Genomic DNA, 17,636 nt, shown 5'->3' on the forward strand with positions numbered 1-17,636 from the left:
GGGGGCGTTGGGGGCCGCGCGCCTTACCTCCAGCGAGGACAAAGGCCTCGGGCCCAATTTCGGGGACATCGGGTGGGAGTGCTTTGCAGTTGTGTCGAGACGAACTGCGACGCACCAGGGAGGGCTCTGCGGTGCCGTCCCTGGCGAACACGTTGAAGCCCCTCTTCAACGTGGAGGAGACGCCATGGACACCACCTACCGTGTCGCGAGGTTGCCCGCGCGCCTGCGTGGCTTCGCGCTGCCGGACACGAGCACCTCACCCGAAGGCTATGTCGAGGCCGGCGACTATCTCGTGCTTGAGGAGAAGGCCCGCCACCCTACGCCCGACTGGTGGTTTGGTTTCTGGGAGTGGCGACATGTTTGGCTGAGGAAGTGCTATTGGCCAACGAGCACGTAGACGAAGTGTGTCTGCTGGTTGGTTCCGATTCCCTCCCCGCCAGGATTGATGTTCTCAGGGGGTATTTGAAATCTGCATCGTCGAGCATAGTCAATCAAGTCTCGCTCCAGGTCGATGGCAATGTCTGGCCTGAATGCCTCGTATAGGAGGACCATCTTCGACCAACCGTTGCGCATGTGCTTGGTCCATCGCTGCGGTGGGTTCGCCGTGACACCGATGTAGACTCGGTTCCACGAGCGCCGGTAGCCGTTAAGCATCGGCTTGAGCTCCGACATCGCTTGGTCCCGGCCCACACGCACAATCCGCTCTTCAATCACTTCGCCCCCTTCTCTCGTGCTGAGCACGCTTGCCTAGTTTCGCAGGAAGGTGCTTAGTATATGAGGAGGGGCGTTGAATGTGAGTTATGGGCGGGAATAGGAAGCTCCGAACCCAGGGCGAGCGAGGATCGAGCCCTGAATTGGGAACGTTTGTTACCCAATGACGCTCACGCCGATCTCCCTGCTACCCCGTCGCTCCGGCCCCCGCTCGCGCTGGCATGCAAGGAGCACAGCCTAGAGCTTGTCCTCGTGCCCGCGGTTGGTGCGCTCCGCGTCGAAGGACACCTTCCCCGAGGGCAGCACGCGGCGCTTGATGGAGTGAATCTGCCCGACGAGCTCGCGCTCTCGCGGCAGGGTGACGTCGCGGCGCTGGAGGAGAATCTTGAAGTCGGTGGCCTAGTGCTCCTTGGCCTCGTTGGTGAAGTTCTCGGCCACCACCTGCGGGAAGTCGCGGGCGAGGTTCATGCCGATGCCGCTACGGTCGACGCTGAGGCGCGCCACGGGCAGTACGGAGACGAGGCGCCGCAGGTGGGCCTCCTGGCTCCGCGAAGGGCACGTCCTCGAACCTGCGCAGCATGCGGCACGTGAGACGTGGGTATAGTGCTTTGTCAGCGAGGAACTCAGGGCACGATGGTCAGACCGGTGGACGCAGTATCATTGCCACTGTTTGCATCATGATCCAGGGTTTCGGTTTTCGCGATTGCCTTGATGGTCAGGTTCCCCGGGGTGCGTGGGATGCACTGGATGGTCACCGTAAGTTCATGGCCCGGAGCGAGGTCGCCGAGCTTGCAGAGAATGACGCTCTGTTTGCTGTGAGTGCACGAGCCCTGACTAGTTGTCAGCGAGACGATGTCGAGCGACCTGGGGAGTGGAATCGCTGCCGCTATAAACAGGGCGTCCTGCGAGCCCGAATTGATGACGGCCATTGTCAGAGTGAGCGGTTGATTCGCTCGGGCGGGCGAGGGGGCGATACTCAGGAATGTGGCGGTATCCACGCGGAGTGGTTGGGGCTCACAGGCGTCGCCAAAGCCATCTCCGTCCGCATCGGCCTGGGCGCTGTTGGGAACGTTGGGGCAATTATCCTCGCCATCGGGAACGCCATCACCATCCGTGTCGAGTAGGCTCAGCTTCTCGATGTCGATGGGGGCTTCATCCTCTGGCACGAAGCGCACCGGGAGGCGGGCGAGTGGTGGGGAGAGTGATGGTGCGGTCAAACCGCTGTCTGGATGGGCCCCCGAGGCACCGTTTCCGGTACACGCGGCGCCACCGATGAGCGTTAGTGCCAGCGCGGTGAGCAAGGCATAACGTGCGAACCCATCCAGCCAGGGCTGGAGTAAGCGACGCGGTTGGGGCCGGATGACGAGCGGGGGCATGCATCCTCCTGGCCGCAGTCTACCCACCTGTTTCATAGCACGGAGGGCATTTGTCCGACTGGGAAGGAGATTCATTGGCCGGTGGAGGTAGGGGGGCGGAATTGATGAGTGAGGGACTACATTTCAGCCAATCACCCTCACCCCAATCTCCCCGCTGCCTCGTCGCTCGGGCCCCCGCTCGCGCTGGCACGCCAGGGCGACTGCCCAGAACTTGTCCGCGTGCCCGCGGTTGGTGCGCTCGGCGTCGAAGGATCTCAGGGATGTGCGAATAGTGCGCTCCGGGCAGTATTTCCCCATCCTGGGCCACCACTCAGAGACGCACAAGGTGCTGGTGCTGGAGTCCAACGTGGCCTACGGGCTCGACGGCGTCGGCTACCGTGGCCTCGGCAACTTGCGGGACGTCGGCCTCCAGCCGCCTGCGGACTGGTGGACGCGAAGCGAGGTGTGGACGTGGCGCCGCATCTGCTCGACGTACCCACTCCGGCGGCAGGCTTGGTTGAGGGGCAAGAAGCGCAAGTTGGTGGAGCTCTAACTACTTTCGGTTGAATCCCGAGGGAGTCCACCGGCTCTTGAGAAATCCCCTCGGGAAGGCTCAGAGGTGACTGGGTGATGTTGGGGCTATTTTTCAAACTCTCCAGCTTCGTGCCAGTCGCTGCCGACTGTATTTACTTCGCATCCGACGAGTCGAAGCCTTTTTGCGAGTGCATGCCGGGTTTGGTGTCTTCCGTCGAAACGAATAACATGCCTGCCTGCGATATCGCTGAAGGGGCGTAGTATTCCGATTTCGACAAATACAGTGCGGTCAGGACAGCGCCCCATTGCCATGCCCGCCTCGAATATTACGTTCGGTCGTGCCTGAGGTGTCAGTGCTTCTTGAGGACCGCCTAATGATGTTTCCCGGAGGCGCGCTTCGTCGTCGCCAGTAAATAGAGCTATGACTGCCTGCGCTTCTGAAAACGCTGCATCAAGGATCTCTCCGATGTATGGGGCGCCTTGTTTTGTCAGTGCGAGTGCTTGTGTCCACTCAAGCGGCTTGAGTCCTATGGCTCTCAGGAATGCGAACATCGCTTTTCGTGAACGCTCGTCTCGGCCGTGGATTACGAAAACCTTGCTCGGGTCTGGCATTTTCGCTCTTTGTGTTTTTGTTGTTGCTTGGGGTCTTGGCGTGTGTGCGGGGTTGTTTTGTTTTTGCTTTTCCGTGTCGGAGGGGGTGTTTTGCTGTATTTTAGAATTGCGACCGCGTGTTGGAGTTGTCTGTATTTTTCGCCAAAATGTGTCGCCAGGCCATCGATGAGCGTGACGCGTATTTGCTGGTCGGTAACGGGGATCCATTGCTCGCTGATGCCGGGGTGTATAGCCTCTGCTTTTTTGAGTGCTGCTGCGGAGATTTGCTCGGTCATCAGCATGTCCGAGTAAGCGACTTGGTGATTGCGGGGTATAAGCTTGTGTTCCTCGTAGAAGGCACTCGCATCCTCCAGGCGACGTGCAAGCTCGCCCATTTGGCTCGCGGCTGCCTCGAGTTCCACGAGAACGCTATCCAGGTCGGCCATATGGAGAGTCCAAAATCGACAAGTTGCTTTGTGGGATTTTGTCTTTTGTTTGGTTTTTGTGTGTCTGCTAGCGCGCGGCATGAAATTGGGGCATTGTGGTTCCGCTGTCTGTTGTCCGTGGGCGTGTGGGGGTGTTTGGTGGCTTGCGTGAAAGCTGCTGGTGGTGTTGAGTGGTTGTCGTGGCGGGCTGTTCTGTGTTTGTTGTTTTCTGGGTTCTTTGGTTGGGTTGTGGGTGGGGGTGAGGCTCGCTTGGTGGTGTTGGGAAGTCAGGGGGAGTCTGGTTGAGTAGTCGAGTGCGGAACTGAGGCAATGTGATGTGTTTGGTTATCCAATCACCCTCACCCCAATCTCCCCGGTACCTCGTCTCTCCGGCCCCCGCTCGCGCTGGCAGGCAAGGACGACGGCCCAGAACTTGTCCGCGTGCCCGCGGTTGGTGCGCTCGGCGTCGAAGGACACCTTCCCTGAGGGCAGCACGCGGCGCTTGATGGAGTGAATCTGCCCGACAAGCTCACGCTGGCGCGGCAGGGTGACGTCGCGGCGCTGGAGGAGAATCTTGAAGTCGGTGGCCCAGCGCTCCTTGGCCTCGTTGGTGAAGTTCTCCTCCACCACCTGGGGGAAGTCGCGGGCAAGATTCTCCGCGAGATTCATTCCGATGCCGCTGCGGTCGACGCTGAGGCGCGCCACGGGCAGGACGGAGAGGAGGCGGCGCAGGTGGGCCTCCTGCTCCGCGAAGGGGACGCCCTCGAAGCTACGCAGCATGCGGCAGGTGAAGCGACCCTCCACCTCTTCGAAGACGGCCAGCTCCGAGCGGTCTCTCGTGCGGCCCACATCGAAGCCTGCGACCAGGCGCCCCTGGGGCACGGGCACGTCGGAGGCATCCTGGGCCAAGTGCAATTCGTCGGTGGTGCACGGGAGGATGAGCTCGTAGGGGAGGAAGCTGTAGGACTCGTCGACGTAAAAGGCACTCGAACTCCTGCTGGAAGTCCTCCTGCGGCAGGGAGTCGAACTGCTCGGTGAGGACGGGGCGCCCGAAGCGAGCGACGCGCTCCTCGGTGGACATGAGAGGGGCCTCCACTGCGGCGCGCCTCACATCCAGGCTGAAGAAGCGGCACAGCCACCAGGGCACCAGTTGGCGGGTGTGGTGCGGGTACTTCCGCAGCTCCTGGGTGTCTATCTCCCAGAAGATGCCTCGCCGGCCGAGCGGGGTGCTGCCCCCTGTAAGTTGCCCATGCGAGCGCAGGATGAGGGCGGTGCTGCCTGTATAGACTTCGCGGTCGTTGACCAGGTGCGCCAGCTCGTCGAGGTAGACATCGCCGCGCTTGCCGCGCGGAGGCTTGGCGGGAACGGAGATGATGCGCGAGAGGCGCCTGCCTCGGGAGTTCGACTCGAAGGCCAGCTCCGTCTTGGCATCCGTCACGAGCTTCTTCTGGTAGGCGAGCGGCAGCTCCTCGTACACCTGCCGGGCGATGAGCACCTTCTCGACGGCGTCCGAGAGGTTGTACGAAACGAAGACCGCCGTGTGGCCGTCGCGCAGGTGGCACCGCGCCAGGGCCTCGAGGGCGAAGAGGAAGGAGAAGCCCACCTGGCGGCTCTTCGCCACCCACCTGAATCGGGAGCGGTTGCCGAGAAAGGACTGCTGGTACGGCTCCAGCACCACGGGTTCGTTGTCGTACTGGCACAGCCCGGAAATGAATCCGGACTCGGTGGCCAGCCACTGGGTGAGGTCGTCCTCGGTGCGCTTGACGATGCCGAGCGTCACGCTGTCCTCCTTCAGCCGAGGCCGACGGAAATGGCCGAGGAGCGAGCGGCATCCTCCAGGACGCCGAGCACCTCGGGCTGCCAGAGGAGCTGGTAGGCGGAATGGTCCTGGAGGGTGTGAGGGACGGCCTCGGCGTAGTCCTGGCCCGCGTCCGTCAGCTCCCACTCCTCGTGCTCGTTGCGCCGATGGAGGCCGCACGCCTCCAGGCGGAGGTTCATCTTCCTGGCGGAAAGCCCCACCTTCTGGCCGAGCTGCGTGGCGGTGAGCCGCGCGGGTGGCTCGGCGGCGGCCGACAGCCCCCTGCGATGGGGCTCCATCGTCAGCCCCGTGTCCGTGTGGATGGCGTCGAGCGCGCGGGTCGCTGCTAGCTCCGGCGTGAGGCCCGGGATGAACGAAGCGAGCGTCCTGGCCACTTCCAGGTGGGCCAGCACCAGGTCCTGGAGCGGTGAGACGGGGGCCAGGCGTGGCTGTGGTGACGGAGCACCTGACGCCGTGTGGCTGCCCGTCTTGCGGTGTGCCTCGAAGTTGAAATGGGCCAGCGGATGCACAGCGACTCCTCTTGGGGAAATGCCGAGGCCGCGCGGGGCCCGGCTCAAGAATGCACAGCGTGGTTAATGACTTGTCTTGTGGGGGCGACAGAGCGCGTATGGCCGCGTCCTCTTCACGAAGGAGTCGCCATGTCTGCCTATGCCGCTGTCGCCCGCCCACCGCGTACCCTCACGGAGAAGGAGGTGAACCTCCTTCTGCGCGCCACGGGGCAACACCGGGATGGATTCCGAGACCACTGCTTGTACAGCCTCGCGCTGGCCTCGGGCCTGCGTGAGCACGAGCTGGTCGCTCTCAACATCGGCGACATCTTCAACGAGCGTGGACGCGCACGCCGGCACGTGACGCTGACCGTCTTCAAGGGCAGCCGCCGGCACCCGGGCCCCCAGGAAATCGTCCTGTCGGACACGGTGCGCGCGAAGCTGGAGAAGCTGCTGCGCCTGAAGCGCTCGCAGGGGCACGACGTGGGGCCCCTGGCGCCGCTCTTCCTGAGCCGCAAGGGCCTGCGCCTGTCCACGCGGCAGGTGCGCCACGGCTTCGCGGTGTGGCAGGAGCGCGCGGGGCTGGAGCGGCACCTGAACTTCCACGCCGTGCGCCACACCGCGTGCACCGGGGTGTACCGGAGGACGAAGGACATCCGTCTCACCCAGCGCTTCGCGCGCCAGCTCAGCATCAACTCCACCGTCATCTACACGCACCCCTCGGACGACGAGCTGGTGAGCGTGACGCAAGAGTTGCCCTGCTGATGGGGCACGCCGCCTCCGCGCTGAGCGCCCGCGAGAGCCCCTGGTTGGGCCGTGGTGCCGCGCGGAGGCGGTGAGGGGTGGTCGTGCGCGGGGCGCGCGCGGACTGCCCCAGGCGCAGCCGGCGAAAGTGAACAGCGCGAGGCGTTCACTTACCGGGTGCAAATGAACAGGGGAGGGGTGTTCACTTTTTCGGGGGTGACTCTCTCGAAAAGGGCCCCAGGTACACGCCCCGGAGGCGAGGCACCCACGAAAAATCGCACCACCCCCCACCCTGGCGTCAGGGGTAGGCGGGGTAGGCGTGCTGGCGTCATCGGTAGGCATGGTTGCGCCCGGCCGGGGCAGGCGGTGAAGGTGACTGGGGAGGAGCTGGGCCGCGTGATGGGCGGCAGGTGGCGCCAACCTGCGGAAAGCGGCCATTGGCCTCGGTGCTTTGGCCCGTCAGGAGGCGTCGTAAGTGCGCGAAACAGCGTGGGGGCCGTGACGCCGAATGGCCGCTTCCAACCGTTTTCGGCCATTCGGCTCGGCCCTGGTAACGGCACGCGTGCCCAGGTGCGCGCGGGGCGGAGGGCCGGGGCTTCGAGGGCAGCTCGGGGGCTCGTGGGGCTCACGAGGAGGACAAAGGCCGGCGGCCCGAAGCGCTGGGGGACACGCGCGCACGAAAGGGGCGCCACGCGGCGACAGGCGCGGCGCGCGGGGCTAACCGGGGGCGCGCGCCAGGTGGGCCACGTGGCGGCCAGCGGGGCTTCGGCGGGGAACGGGCAAACGGGCCGGGAAGTGAACGGCGCGCTGGCGTCCGGTCCGCTGGACGGAGTGTGCTTCCGGGCCCGAATTATGGCCCGGAGCGATACCGCGGCGCTCGAGCACCTGGTGGCTGTCCGCCCTAACCTCGCGAAACTACGGGGGCTGTGGCGCCAGGCGTGTGCATCCGCGCGCCAGGCAGGAGCTCCACGGGGAAAGTGACCAGGCCTGGCCAGACGCGGCGAAAGTGAACGGCGAAACTGAACGCGAAAGTGTCCGCGTTCACTTACCGGAGGGCTGTCTCAAGCGGGGGCGGCAGGGGCGTGACGTCCGTGGGACGAGCCACGAGGCCGTTGTCCTTGGGGCTTCCCGGGGAGGTTCACATCGCCGAAGACGAGGGCGGCCCGTCTTGTGCTTCGGAGGTGGTGGAGGCGGTAGCGCTTCGTGCGGCACCTGCGTCTAGGAAGGTAGCTGGCCCGCGAGGATGCGATTGCGGCGGCCGAGCTATCCCATCCGCTTGGCCACTCCGGAGAACGTGTCGTCGGGAAAGGGCGTTTGCTGCAACCAAGACGATTCCCTGGGGCATGGAGGAGTTCCTCGAAGACCGCCGCTGCGTGGCGAAGGTGGACAGAGCGCGCGCCGTGCTCATCCGTCTGTCCCGCAACAGGGAGCCAGCTCGGCGGCTCGCTTCCATCGGGCGGGGGCATACGGGTGTCATCGGCTGGACGCCACCGCGCATGGACTCGCGGGATACCCACAGTGGGCATTCTTCTCCCTCGCCAAGGAAGTGGAGGTTTCCTGGCTGGGCAGGCACCGCCCCTGGAATCCGCGTGCCAACGGATTTGCGTTGCCTCCTGCGCTTGTTCGTCCCTCCCTTTGAGTGCATGTGTATGTTTGCCTGTAAAAATAGTTAGTGTTTCGCTTTCCTCTATTGTCTGGAGACGCATGGCAGGCATGTGTGCGACATGCGCCGAAGGGAGGGGCGCGTAGGACTGCTTGAGGGCTGGCGGGCTCGTTACAATGCGCCTCCTCCGCCGGAATCTACCGGCCGCCCGATTGAGCATCGTCAATGAACGCAATCAAGACCGCCGTCGCCGCTGTCACCGCCGCCGCGTCCCTCGTCGCCTTCCCGCCCGCCGAGGCCGCCACCGCCACCGCCAACCTGAACGTCACTGCCAACGTCGGAGGCGCCTGCCGCATCGGCTCCGGCGGCGGCACGCTGAACTTCGGCACGTACGACCCCACCATCGTCAACTCCGCGCTGGGCATCGACCTGTTCGGCACGGGCTCGCTGAGCGTGCAGTGCACCCTGCTCCGCACCGCGGTCATCACCCTGGGCCAGGGTGTGTACCCGGCCGCGGGCTCGACTGACGCGGCGCCGCTGCGCCGGATGCGCAACACGGCCTCGGCGGACTACCTCGCGTACAGCCTGTACATGGACGTCACCCGGCTCATCGCGTCGGGCAACACCGCCGGTACGGGCCTCCCGTTCCTCGGCACGGGCCTGCCCGTCCCCGTGCTCGTGTATGGCACGGTTCCGCGCGGCCAGAACGTCCCCTCTGGCACCTACAACGACACCGTGGTTGCCACCATCACGTTCTGATTTGGAGGGCGATAGAGCATTCGTAACCATCTTCTGTTCTGGACTGGCGGTCTGACGGCAACGGCCGCCCTGGAATGGGCCGTCATCGCGAGCGCCCCCGAGCTCGATGCCAGTCTGGTCCGGCTTGAGCTTGATTCCGGCGCCTGTGGAGTGGTGATGAGCCCGGGGAGTCCCGCCCCACTCGGGTGGACAGCTTCTCGGCTCCACAGGACACCGAACTCCTCCAGGCAGGCGGTACGCGCCGTCGTCGGTGAGTCCCGGAGGGGTGTCTCAATCGGGGGCGGCGGGGGACATGGCGTCCTCGGAAGGAGCCACGAGGCCGTCGCCCCTCAAGTCCTCCGGTGAAGCAGTGTCGATGTCTTCGTCGTCGCTTGCCGTCACCTCCGCGTCCACTTCGCCGCGCTCGGCGGGCGTCGTCTCGCGCGCAGCACGCAGGGCGTGGGCGTGCCGGGCTTGGAGGCCCTCCAGTGAGAAGCTGGCGTGCAGCTCCTGGCGGGAGTCGGCGCCGCCCATGACGAACTCCTTGAGCCTCACCATGGTGTTGAAGTCGGTGGGGTTGTCGACGCGCACTCGGCCCTCGGACAGCGCTTCCTCGAAGCCGAGGAGGTAGCCGTCAATCATCTTCAGGGCGTCGTCCTTGGAGACGGCGATGGCGTTGGCGCGCATTTCAATCAGCTTCTGGTCCGCCTTGGTGGCGATGCGCGTCTTGGCCTCCTCGCGGCGGCGCAGGCAGTTGTGCTCCTTGGCGTAGTTCGCGACGAGGGAGGTCGCGACGCCGAAGCGCTCCGCCAGCTCGCGGTACGAGGCGTAGCTCGTCATGGTGGAGCCATCGGGCAGCGTCTTCACGTCGCCGAAGACGAGGGCGCGGTCCAACTCCTGGCGCGGGAGCGCGGGCTCCTCGGACTTGCGGGGGCGACCCGTCTTGCGCTTCGGAGGTGGGGGAGGTGGTGCTTTTGCCGGCGCGGGCGTCTCGTCCGGCTGCTGGCCCGCGAGGAGGCGCTTGCGGCGGCCGAGGCAGTCGTGCTGCTGGGCGTACCGGGCGACGGCGCTGTGGGCGACACCGAAGCGCTCGGCCAGCTCGCGCAATGAGGGGAAGCGCCGCTTCACACGGCCCCGCGTGGTGGGCACCTCCTCGCCTTCCACGAGGAGCCTGTCCACCTCGTCATGAGGCAGCCGAGGGCCTTCGGCCTTGGTGGGGCGCCCCAGCTTCTTGAGGGGCTTCTTCTGGGCCATGCCTTCCCTCAGCAGCCTCCGGGGGGCTGTGCTGCGGCGTCCACGTCCTGGGTGCGCAGGCGCTGCATCAGCCGTGTACGCTGGCGCTTCAGCCGCTGGTACGTCCTCTCGGCCTCGGCGGCGTCGCCCTCGACGAGGCGGCTGACGTAGGCGCGCAGCTTCTCCCTCCGAACGACGGTGGCCATGAGGACCTCGACGTCGCTGCGAGGCAGCGTGGCCCGGGCGAGGTGTACCAGCACCGCGTCCCTCCGGACAAAGCTCCGCCGGACGCTGGGCCGCCTGACGCTCTCCACCGGCGCGGAGGGGCGTGAGTCGGGCAGCCACTCAGCGAGCTGCGCCTGCGTGTACGTGTCGTGCTGCTCCGCGCGCTCCTTGCGGAGGTAGCGGAACACCTCGCGCGCTGTCTGCTGGCGCAGGCGGGCGGCAGTCCAGTCGCCCCAGCGCGAGAGGGGGAAGGCGCGCGCGACGGAGAGGAAGGTGGCGAGGACGAGCTGGTCGAGGTCCTCCCGGGGCACCGCGTTGCCGATGATGCGGCGGCGCAGACGCGTCAGCATGGGGGCGTAGGCGGAGGCGAGGGCAGCCGTCCACGCCGGGCTGGAGGAGGCCTGGATTTCGGCCACCAGGGCCCGGGTGAGGGCTTCCCGCTCCGGGTACGTCTCCTCGCATGCGTTAGCCATGGCGGCCAGCACCGATTCGAGCGTGGCATGGCGGGCGAAGGCCGGCCGCCGCGTGCGCGCAGTCGCGAAGACGGCCTGGTGCCGAGAGGCGAGCGCCTCCACACGCAGCAGGCCCAGGAGGTGGCCGAAGAAGTCACTCACCGAGGACGGGCCTCCCACCACTCGCGCAGCAGCTCAAGGAAGTCATCCAACTGCATGGTGACGAGGGGCGGCTGCCCGTCGTCCTTGCACACGGCCAGGGGCCAGCGGCCCGGCGGGCACGTCTCCACCGCCTGTCGCATGGCCTCCCGGACGTTGGTGCGCTGGTGGGCCTTTGCTTCGACCCAGAAGCACGGCACCTCGACGTCGGACATCTCCTGCCCGGTGCGGTACTGGAGGCCGCGGCGGATGAGGGCCTCGGGCATGGCCTCGCGGAAGCGGTGGACGAGGGCTCTCTCAAAATCTGCACCCTTTCGACGGGAGGACGCGCCACTCACGAGACACCTCCCGACTCCTCCATCAGCCGCTCCATGTGGCCGCCCCGGGCCATGCGCACCGCGAGGCAGCGGGCCACCTCCAGCGCGCAGCGGGCGTCCGCTATGGCGCGGTGCGGCGTGGGGCGGTGGAGGCCGAAGCGCTTCGCCAGGGCGTTGAGGGAGAGGGACTCCACCTCGCCTGTGGCGAGCAGCGGCCACGCGAGGCTGGCGGTGTCGAGGCGGTGGTAGTCGACGGAGGGCAGGGGCAGCTCGGTGCGGCGGTAGCCCTCTGTGAGGAAGCCCCAGTCGAAGCTGGTGTTGTGGCCGGCCACGAGAGTGCCAGCCAGAAGAGGCGTCACGGTGGCCAAGACTTCCTGGAGCGGCAACGCATCCCGCCACTCCGCGTCGGAGTAGCCGCACACGGCCAGGGCTTCGGGGTGCGCGTCGGCCAGCCGGGTGGGCTTCACGCGGGCCTCGTACTCAGCCAGCACCTTGAGGCTGCGAGCGTCGACGCGGAGGATGGCCACCTCCAGCACCTCGTGCCGGGAGGCGTCCAAGCCTGTCGTCTCCAGGTCGATGAAGGCGAGCGTCCGCAGGTGCGGCGGGAGGCTGGGGAAGAGCGGCTGGTGGAGAGCGGAGACAGGAGTGGTGTCGGAAGCAGGATGAGCGAGCAGCATCTATGCGACCTCTTTGGCCCAGAACCTGGGCGAGTGGTGTTTGGCGGCGAGGGAGTCCAGCTCGGCCTTCAGCAGCGCGACGCGCGCGGTGCCCAGGCGCTTGCCCGCGTCCTTCAGCAGCGCGTCGAGGGCCTTCTTCTCGACGCTCGCGAGGCGCCGCATCAGCTCTTCACGGGGGAGGCCGGTGGCCCGGGCCAGCACCGCGACGGTGGGCTCCAGCGGGTAGTCGAGGCTGGTGGTGTTGAACATGCGGTAGCGCGTGCCGGCGAGGACCATTTCGTCCTGCTCGGCGAGGTGCGCGCGGAGGACGCCCTCCAGCTCCGCCTTGCGCGCGTTGAGAATCTTCGCGAGATGGGCGACTTCCTGGCGCTCGCGGGCGACGGACTCCAGGTCGGAGGTGTCCTCGCAGACAACTTCACGTCGGCCCTCCAGCGCCTGGGCGTAGGCGGGGCAGTTGCGCCGGTGGTCGCAGTACACGCAGTTGGGGTTGAGGCGGGCGGGGAAGGACTCCGCCTTCTCCATCTGCTGGCCCAGCGTCTCGACATAGGCGAGGGAAGCGTCCAACTGCTCCTCGGTGCGCGTCGTCTCCTGCCGCACGCCATGGCGCAGCATCCACATGGACAGCCGCACCTTCTTCGCCCAAGGCCACATGCGGCGCGCGGCGAGGGCGTAGAGGCTGAGCTGGAGGCTGGAGTCCAGCTCCTCGCGGGTGAAGAGCTGGTGGTTGGACTTGTAGTCGATGACGTGGACTGTCTCATCGTCCACCCAGTCGACGCGGTCGATGAAGCCCAGGACGGTGAATGGCCCCACCGGCAGGCGGAACTCCTTTTCCACCGCGAGGATGTCGCGGGAGTCCACGCGGCCCTGCTGGCGGACGAAGTCCTGGAGGATGCCGAGGCCCTGCTGAAAGAGGGTGAGGCCGGATAGGCCCGAGGCGGCCCACGCTTCACGGTAGAGCTGGAGGGCGCGCTCCTCGGAGAGCGGGCCCGCGTACTCGGTGTCGATGACTTCCTGGAGGAGCCGCTCAAGGACGGCGTGCAGCGCCTTGCCGAAACTCAGCGGCACGCCAGGTTCCGCCGTGCGCTTGTCGAGGTAGTGGAGTTGGTAGGACAGCGGGCAGGCCTCGAAGCGGCTCAGCCGGCTGTATGACAAATGCTCGTTTCGCAGAGCGCTCATGACGTGGGCCTCCGGGCCGGTGCAGTCGCGTGTCGCGAGACAGTCATCACGCTCTTTTCGAGAGACACATCAAGTCGAAGGGGGCAGGCAGCGCGGCCACCTGCGTGTGTTTCACAGGCGCGGGGCGCGCTCATGGCGACACCTCGTCCGCGGAGGCTTGCCGCTTCTCGAAGGACATGACGCGAGAGCCCGGGAAGGCAGACAGGACGCGCACCAGGGTGGCGGCGTGCTCCGGGGTGAGCTCCTTTCGAGCCTGGCCGGTGTAGGCCGGGACGAGCCACACCTCGCCGTAGGTCTCGGAGCGGAAGCACACCTCGGCGTTGAGGGACTTGAAGCTGGCGATGTCCTCGTCGGCGAGGCCGCGCAGGGCGGAGAGCGAGGGTTCTACTTCCGGCAGCTTCACATCGGGAGACGCCGCTGGCGTCGAGGGCCTGGAGGCGGGAGCCGGGGCGGGCTTCTTCGAGTCCGACTCGGGAAGGGGATGACCGAAGAGATCCACAGCGACTGGAGCGGCCTTCGCCGGAGGCACGAGGGCGGGCGGCGCGGCCACGTCACGATGAGGCCGTGCCTGCCGATTCACCTTCAGCCACTCGGTGCAGGTGCCCACGCCGGGCAGCGTGCAGCCACCGCCAGGCCGGTAGTGCAGGCAGTGCTTGCCCTCGCCGCGGACGTAGGCCTCGCACGTCACGCCGGACGGACGTTGCGGGGCGGGGGTGGGCTGGAGGAGGTGTGTAAGGGCCATGCGCGGAGGTCGGCGGCGCGTGTTTGCCGATACACCCTAAAAGCACCCCATCCCTTCGATTTGGGACAAGAAATCTTTTTGCCCGATTTTATTTTTGATTTTCCCGGACGAGCGAAGCGCCGAGGGAAAGAAGCACAAAGGCATCCGGCGAAGAATCGGGGACATCCCCTCGTCTGTGGACAGCCCCGGGACAGCCCTGGGACAGGTTGCTGTCCACAGGTTTTGCGAGTGATTGCCGGGGGATAAGTGGCTGTGGACAGTGTGGACAGCTTTTGAAGAGTACCCCTACGTCATGTGCGCGCGCACGCGAAGGCTCTATGTACAAGTGCGCGCGCACGCATACGTGTCTCTCCCTATAAAAGCTGTCCACACTGTCCACAGTGGTGTTTTCCTTAAAGAACTCATGGAGTTAAGTGTGGACAGAGTGCTGTCCACACCCACTCGCGATGTAAAAGCGGGTGTGGCTGGTTGTGAAGGCGCACGCGAGCGTGCACGTGGCGTGGGTGGCCGCGGCTATGCCATGGCCTGTGAATGGCCTCAGAACGGCCGGAAACGGCCTCCTGGCACGAGAAAGGGGCAGGGGGCGCCTTCCCCCCTGGGGAGAGGGCCCTCGGCGATTCCTGGGGCTTGCTGGGCCGTTATCCACCTGGGGAGGGCCAACGGAAGGGCCGCAGCCCCTGGGCGGTGGATATGATTGAGCTGTGAGGGGATTGTGTTTCACGGAGTGCGCGTCCTGATTCATGGACGGCGCGTCTCTGCCTGCGTGGATGGCGGATGGAGCCGTTGGAGCTTCTCCCTCCCGTGTAGAGGGTGCCCCGGGCGGTGTCGTCTCGGCATGAAAGTCGCAGAGCGGCGCTCGCATGTCCCCGACGCTGAGACAGCAGATTTTTTCACGTGACGGCGCCTTCGCCCGAGAATCTGGGTGCGTCGGCATAGCACTGAATTCGCGTTTGGCCGTGTATGCCAATGCTCGAAGGCTGCATGGTGCGCGTGGTCTGCATCCCGTGGAAGGGACGTGTGAATGCCCCCGGTATGGCGACGCCGGTACTGCGTTTGTCCGTGTTGTCGGGCTTGTCGCGCTCAGGTTTCGACATCTCGTCCGTAGTGTGCGGGCATGTATCAGCGCGGTGGTATTGAGGGTTGTGGAGAAGGTGCCGCGAATTCCGGATTCAGCGAGATGTGTGGAACAACTGCGGCCGGCCTGGTGCTGTCGGTGGTGTTGGGTGTCCAAGTCGTCGCCCGGCTTCGGCGCGACCTGTGGGGGCTGGCCTGTCCTGCTCCTGTTGCCCAAGCAGTCGCTCCGATAGTCTCAATAGGGCTCGCTCGTTGCTGTCGCGGAGCCACTGGCCGCTGACTTGGGCCTGTGCCGCGTCTGGCCGAATCCCGATTGAGTCCCCACAGCGTCCTGGCGCTCCCACGAATACGGGAGCTGCTGGACGCTGACGTCGCTTCTCCTGTGGGACTCGCCACGCTTCCCCATTCCGCTGGCCCCTGCCGAGCGCTGGGCCGGGACGACGTGCGCCTGTGCGTAGATGCTGGAACAGACTTCACGAGGAACTCGGCGTGTCCATTCGGACGGCCGAGGCGCAGCGCGCCTACCGCCTGCTGCGCCGCAACTGGGCGGCGCTCACGGACTTCGAGCAGCCGGAGGCACTTGTTGCATTTCTCACCGCGCGCGAGGGGGACTCCCACGTCAAGGACGCGGTGCTTGCCGGCCTCGTCACGCTGGTGCAGATGCGGGCGGAGTCTGGCTTCTTCACGGCGCTGTTGTGGCTGGGAGTATGGCCCGGGCTGGACGGCGTGTACCGCCGCTGTCTCAGGCGCTTACGTGTCTCGCCCGCGGAAGTGGTTTCCGCGACTGCCGCGTCCTTCCTGGGGCTGGTGACGCGCGTCAACCTGTCCAGCGTCCAGCGGGTAGCCGCGACACTCGTGCTGGGCACGGAGCGCGACGTCCTGAAGGCATTGAGCAAGGAGCGAGGGGCTGAACTCCATGGCGTGCTGGCAGCGTCGGGGAGCGGGGAGCCCCAACTGGACCTACCGACACCTTCCGTGTCACTCGTCCTCTCCTTCGAGTCGGAGGTGGAGGAGCTGCGCGCATGGCTCCGCCCACTTGTTGGAGAAGACACGGAGTTGCTGGTGTCCGTCCTTCTCTATGAGGAGGGCTATGTCGAGGTGGGGACGAGCTTGGGGCTTGCGCCTGCGGCAGTGCGCAAGCGCGTCCAGCGGGCCCTGGGGCGTCTGCGAAAAATGAAGAAAAAAATGCCCGGAAAATTTCGTTGTCCCAAATCGCTTCGCGAAAGTGCTTTTAGTAGTGGTGAGATTTGAAACAACCTGGACGGGATTGAAGGCTCAGCAGAGCGGGAGACGGCGCGGTGGCCTGCAATGTCAGGCGGCTGATGTCCCCGATTCGTTACAGCCTGCCTTTGACTGAATGACGGGGCCATTCTCGGGCCCCATTCCGGAAGTGCATTTACGCAGCCTGTCCACCTCCCGTGGACAGCGCCGCATTCCTATTGCCGAGAGGGCTTGGAGGGCTGGAGTGAAGACAGCCACGCGAAGACCATTTGAGCGTGAGGAGACGCATGTGCGCCTCATTTCCCATTACCTCCGAGTCGCTGGCGACGAGGCAGGGACTGCTGCGGCCGACAGGGGCGTATGCCACTGCAGTGAGTACGCAGCGCCCGAGGACAATGACTATGTCCGCCTGCCGGGCCTCTACCGCCGCTGGGAGATTCAGCATGTGGTGGACGCCGAAGCGGACTTCAACGTCGAGCCTGCGGGCTGCGCGGAGGATGGCACTGAGTTGTTCTCCGTGTACCGGCGCGAGCACCCCACCACCACGCACTGCCAGAAGGAGGAGTGAAGCACATGGCCAACATGTGGGAACAGACGGCCGCAATGGCCAAGCAGAATGAGCAGCAGGGCGGTGCCTGGCTGAAGCTCGCGAATGACGGGGACACCGCCGTCGTCGTCTTCCTCGGGGAGCCGCACCCGCGCGAGGTGGTTTTCGTCGACAACAAGTTCGTCCCCTTCGACGAGAAGCTGAAGGCCCAGGGGCACAAGCCCTCGCTGCGGGTGTCCCTCAACGTGGCCCTCTACGACAGCCGCGAGGTGAAGGTGGTGGAGCAGGCCGTCACCTTCTTCAACACGCTGATGGAGCTCCGGGCAAAGTACGGGCTGGAGAAGTGGGCCTTCGAGGTGAAGCGGCGCGGGGCGCCGAAGGACCCGAAGACGACGTACAGCATTCTCCCGGACCGGCAACTCACTCCAGAGGAGATGTCGGCCTTTCAGTCGTTGCACCAGCATGACCTGCCGAAGCTGTACGCGGCGGAGGCGGCTGGCGCGGTGAGCGGCGCGTCGCCAACGGGCGCTTCCAGCGCGAAGGCGAGCGAGCCTGTCGACGTGAAGCTCGCGCAGGCCATGGCCACCGCGCTGAAGGCGCTGCCGCGAGAGGCCGTGGACCGCTTCCTCCAGAAGTTCGCCGTCCAGCGCATCCGGGACATCCCGGCGTCGAAGGGCGAGCTGGCGCGCGCCTTCGTCGACTCCCTCGTCGCCGAATACTCCGCGGAGAGTGTCGCGGACGTGGACCCCTTCGGGCCGTAAGCACGCCCCACTGAAGTTGGTTGCCGTAGCTGTGCGCGAAGGGG

At 65.8% G+C, this 17,636-nt stretch carries 19 protein-coding genes; 7 read left to right on the top strand and 12 right to left on the bottom strand.

The window, feature by feature from the left end:
* Positions 1 to 184 precede the first annotated feature (184 nt).
* Entirely contained in the window at positions 185 to 397 is a 213-nt protein-coding gene (locus tag F8M74_RS15870) for a hypothetical protein (protein WP_153881041.1), read from the top strand.
* A 937-nt stretch (positions 398 to 1,334) separates the two neighbouring features.
* Here the strand turns inward: F8M74_RS15870 and F8M74_RS37840 are convergent.
* A complete protein-coding gene (locus F8M74_RS37840; protein WP_228560076.1) occupies positions 1,335 to 2,087 on the bottom strand; it encodes a thrombospondin type 3 repeat-containing protein in 753 nt (250 codons plus the stop codon).
* Between the two features lie 262 nt (positions 2,088 to 2,349).
* Here F8M74_RS37840 and F8M74_RS15890 point away from each other — a divergent pair, with 262 nt between their 5' ends.
* Positions 2,350 to 2,619, top strand: coding sequence for a hypothetical protein (locus F8M74_RS15890; RefSeq protein WP_228560074.1), 270 nt, complete (start codon positions 2,350 to 2,352; stop codon positions 2,617 to 2,619).
* Positions 2,620 to 2,705: 86 nt separating this feature from the next.
* Here F8M74_RS15890 and F8M74_RS15895 read toward each other — a convergent pair whose 3' ends face one another.
* The 5 genes from F8M74_RS15895 to F8M74_RS15915 form a co-directional block, all read right to left on the bottom strand.
* Positions 2,706 to 3,152, bottom strand: coding sequence for a TIR domain-containing protein (locus F8M74_RS15895; RefSeq protein ID WP_239004920.1), 447 nt, complete (start codon positions 3,150 to 3,152; stop codon positions 2,706 to 2,708).
* A gap of 32 nt (positions 3,153 to 3,184) precedes the next feature.
* Positions 3,185 to 3,637 (bottom strand): hypothetical protein, encoded by a 453-nt coding sequence (locus tag F8M74_RS15900; protein WP_162295005.1) that lies wholly within the window; start codon positions 3,635 to 3,637, stop codon positions 3,185 to 3,187.
* 324 nt (positions 3,638 to 3,961) lie between these two features.
* On the bottom strand, positions 3,962 to 4,504 hold the full coding sequence (locus tag F8M74_RS15905) for a terminase (RefSeq protein ID WP_240462291.1): 543 nt from the start codon (positions 4,502 to 4,504) through the stop codon (positions 3,962 to 3,964).
* Positions 4,386 to 5,396, bottom strand: a complete 1,011-nt coding sequence (locus F8M74_RS37845; protein WP_228560070.1) for a terminase family protein — start codon at positions 5,394 to 5,396, stop codon at positions 4,386 to 4,388. The genes F8M74_RS15905 and F8M74_RS37845 overlap by 119 nt, the downstream gene beginning before the upstream one ends.
* An 11-nt stretch (positions 5,397 to 5,407) precedes the next feature.
* The gene (locus tag F8M74_RS15915; protein ID WP_141258635.1) at positions 5,408 to 5,944 is read right to left on the bottom strand and encodes a hypothetical protein; all 537 of its coding nucleotides are present in this window, start codon (positions 5,942 to 5,944) and stop codon (positions 5,408 to 5,410) included.
* A gap of 129 nt (positions 5,945 to 6,073) precedes the next feature.
* On the opposite strand from F8M74_RS15915, the gene F8M74_RS15920 reads away from it, so the two are divergent.
* Together F8M74_RS15920 and pru are read left to right on the top strand one after the other, a co-directional pair.
* Positions 6,074 to 6,688, top strand: coding sequence for a tyrosine-type recombinase/integrase (locus F8M74_RS15920; RefSeq protein ID WP_141258634.1), 615 nt, complete (start codon positions 6,074 to 6,076; stop codon positions 6,686 to 6,688).
* 1,807 nt (positions 6,689 to 8,495) lie between these two features.
* On the top strand, positions 8,496 to 9,029 hold the full coding sequence (gene pru, locus F8M74_RS15925) for a fruiting body spore coat protein U (protein ID WP_141255366.1): 534 nt from the start codon (positions 8,496 to 8,498) through the stop codon (positions 9,027 to 9,029).
* Between the two features lie 270 nt (positions 9,030 to 9,299).
* Here the strand turns inward: pru and F8M74_RS15935 are convergent, their stop codons facing one another.
* From F8M74_RS15935 to F8M74_RS15960, 6 genes are all read right to left on the bottom strand, one after another.
* Positions 9,300 to 10,262 (bottom strand): AT hook motif domain protein, encoded by a 963-nt coding sequence (locus F8M74_RS15935; RefSeq protein WP_141255365.1) that lies wholly within the window; start codon positions 10,260 to 10,262, stop codon positions 9,300 to 9,302.
* 8 nt (positions 10,263 to 10,270) lie between these two features.
* Positions 10,271 to 11,101, bottom strand: coding sequence for a hypothetical protein (locus tag F8M74_RS15940; protein ID WP_141255364.1), 831 nt, complete (start codon positions 11,099 to 11,101; stop codon positions 10,271 to 10,273).
* Positions 11,077 to 11,343, bottom strand: a complete 267-nt coding sequence (locus tag F8M74_RS15945) for a hypothetical protein (RefSeq protein WP_228560066.1) — start codon at positions 11,341 to 11,343, stop codon at positions 11,077 to 11,079. The genes F8M74_RS15940 and F8M74_RS15945 overlap by 25 nt, the downstream gene beginning before the upstream one ends.
* Before the next feature lie 68 nt (positions 11,344 to 11,411).
* On the bottom strand, positions 11,412 to 12,071 hold the full coding sequence (locus F8M74_RS15950; protein ID WP_141255362.1) for a 3'-5' exonuclease: 660 nt from the start codon (positions 12,069 to 12,071) through the stop codon (positions 11,412 to 11,414).
* A complete protein-coding gene (locus F8M74_RS15955; RefSeq protein ID WP_141255361.1) occupies positions 12,072 to 13,247 on the bottom strand; it encodes a PD-(D/E)XK nuclease family protein in 1,176 nt (391 codons plus the stop codon). It abuts the gene before it with no gap.
* A 130-nt stretch (positions 13,248 to 13,377) separates the two neighbouring features.
* A complete protein-coding gene (locus F8M74_RS15960; protein ID WP_141255360.1) occupies positions 13,378 to 13,989 on the bottom strand; it encodes a hypothetical protein in 612 nt (203 codons plus the stop codon).
* A 1,563-nt stretch (positions 13,990 to 15,552) separates the two neighbouring features.
* Between F8M74_RS15960 and F8M74_RS15965 the strand changes: the two genes are divergently transcribed.
* The 3 genes from F8M74_RS15965 (at position 15,553) to F8M74_RS15975 (ending at position 17,592) form a co-directional block, all read left to right on the top strand.
* Positions 15,553 to 16,314 carry a sigma-70 family RNA polymerase sigma factor gene (locus tag F8M74_RS15965; protein ID WP_141255359.1) on the top strand — a complete coding sequence of 254 codons (762 nt, stop codon included), beginning with the start codon at positions 15,553 to 15,555 and terminating at the stop codon, positions 16,312 to 16,314.
* 259 nt (positions 16,315 to 16,573) lie between these two features.
* On the top strand, positions 16,574 to 16,852 hold the full coding sequence (locus tag F8M74_RS15970) for a hypothetical protein (RefSeq protein ID WP_228560064.1): 279 nt from the start codon (positions 16,574 to 16,576) through the stop codon (positions 16,850 to 16,852).
* Positions 16,853 to 16,857: 5 nt separating this feature from the next.
* A complete protein-coding gene (locus F8M74_RS15975) occupies positions 16,858 to 17,592 on the top strand; it encodes a hypothetical protein (RefSeq protein ID WP_141255357.1) in 735 nt (244 codons plus the stop codon).
* Positions 17,593 to 17,636: the final 44 nt, after the last annotated feature.

The organism is Myxococcus sp. CA023, from assembly GCF_010998615.1.
In the GTDB taxonomy this organism is placed as follows: domain Bacteria; phylum Myxococcota; class Myxococcia; order Myxococcales; family Myxococcaceae; genus Myxococcus.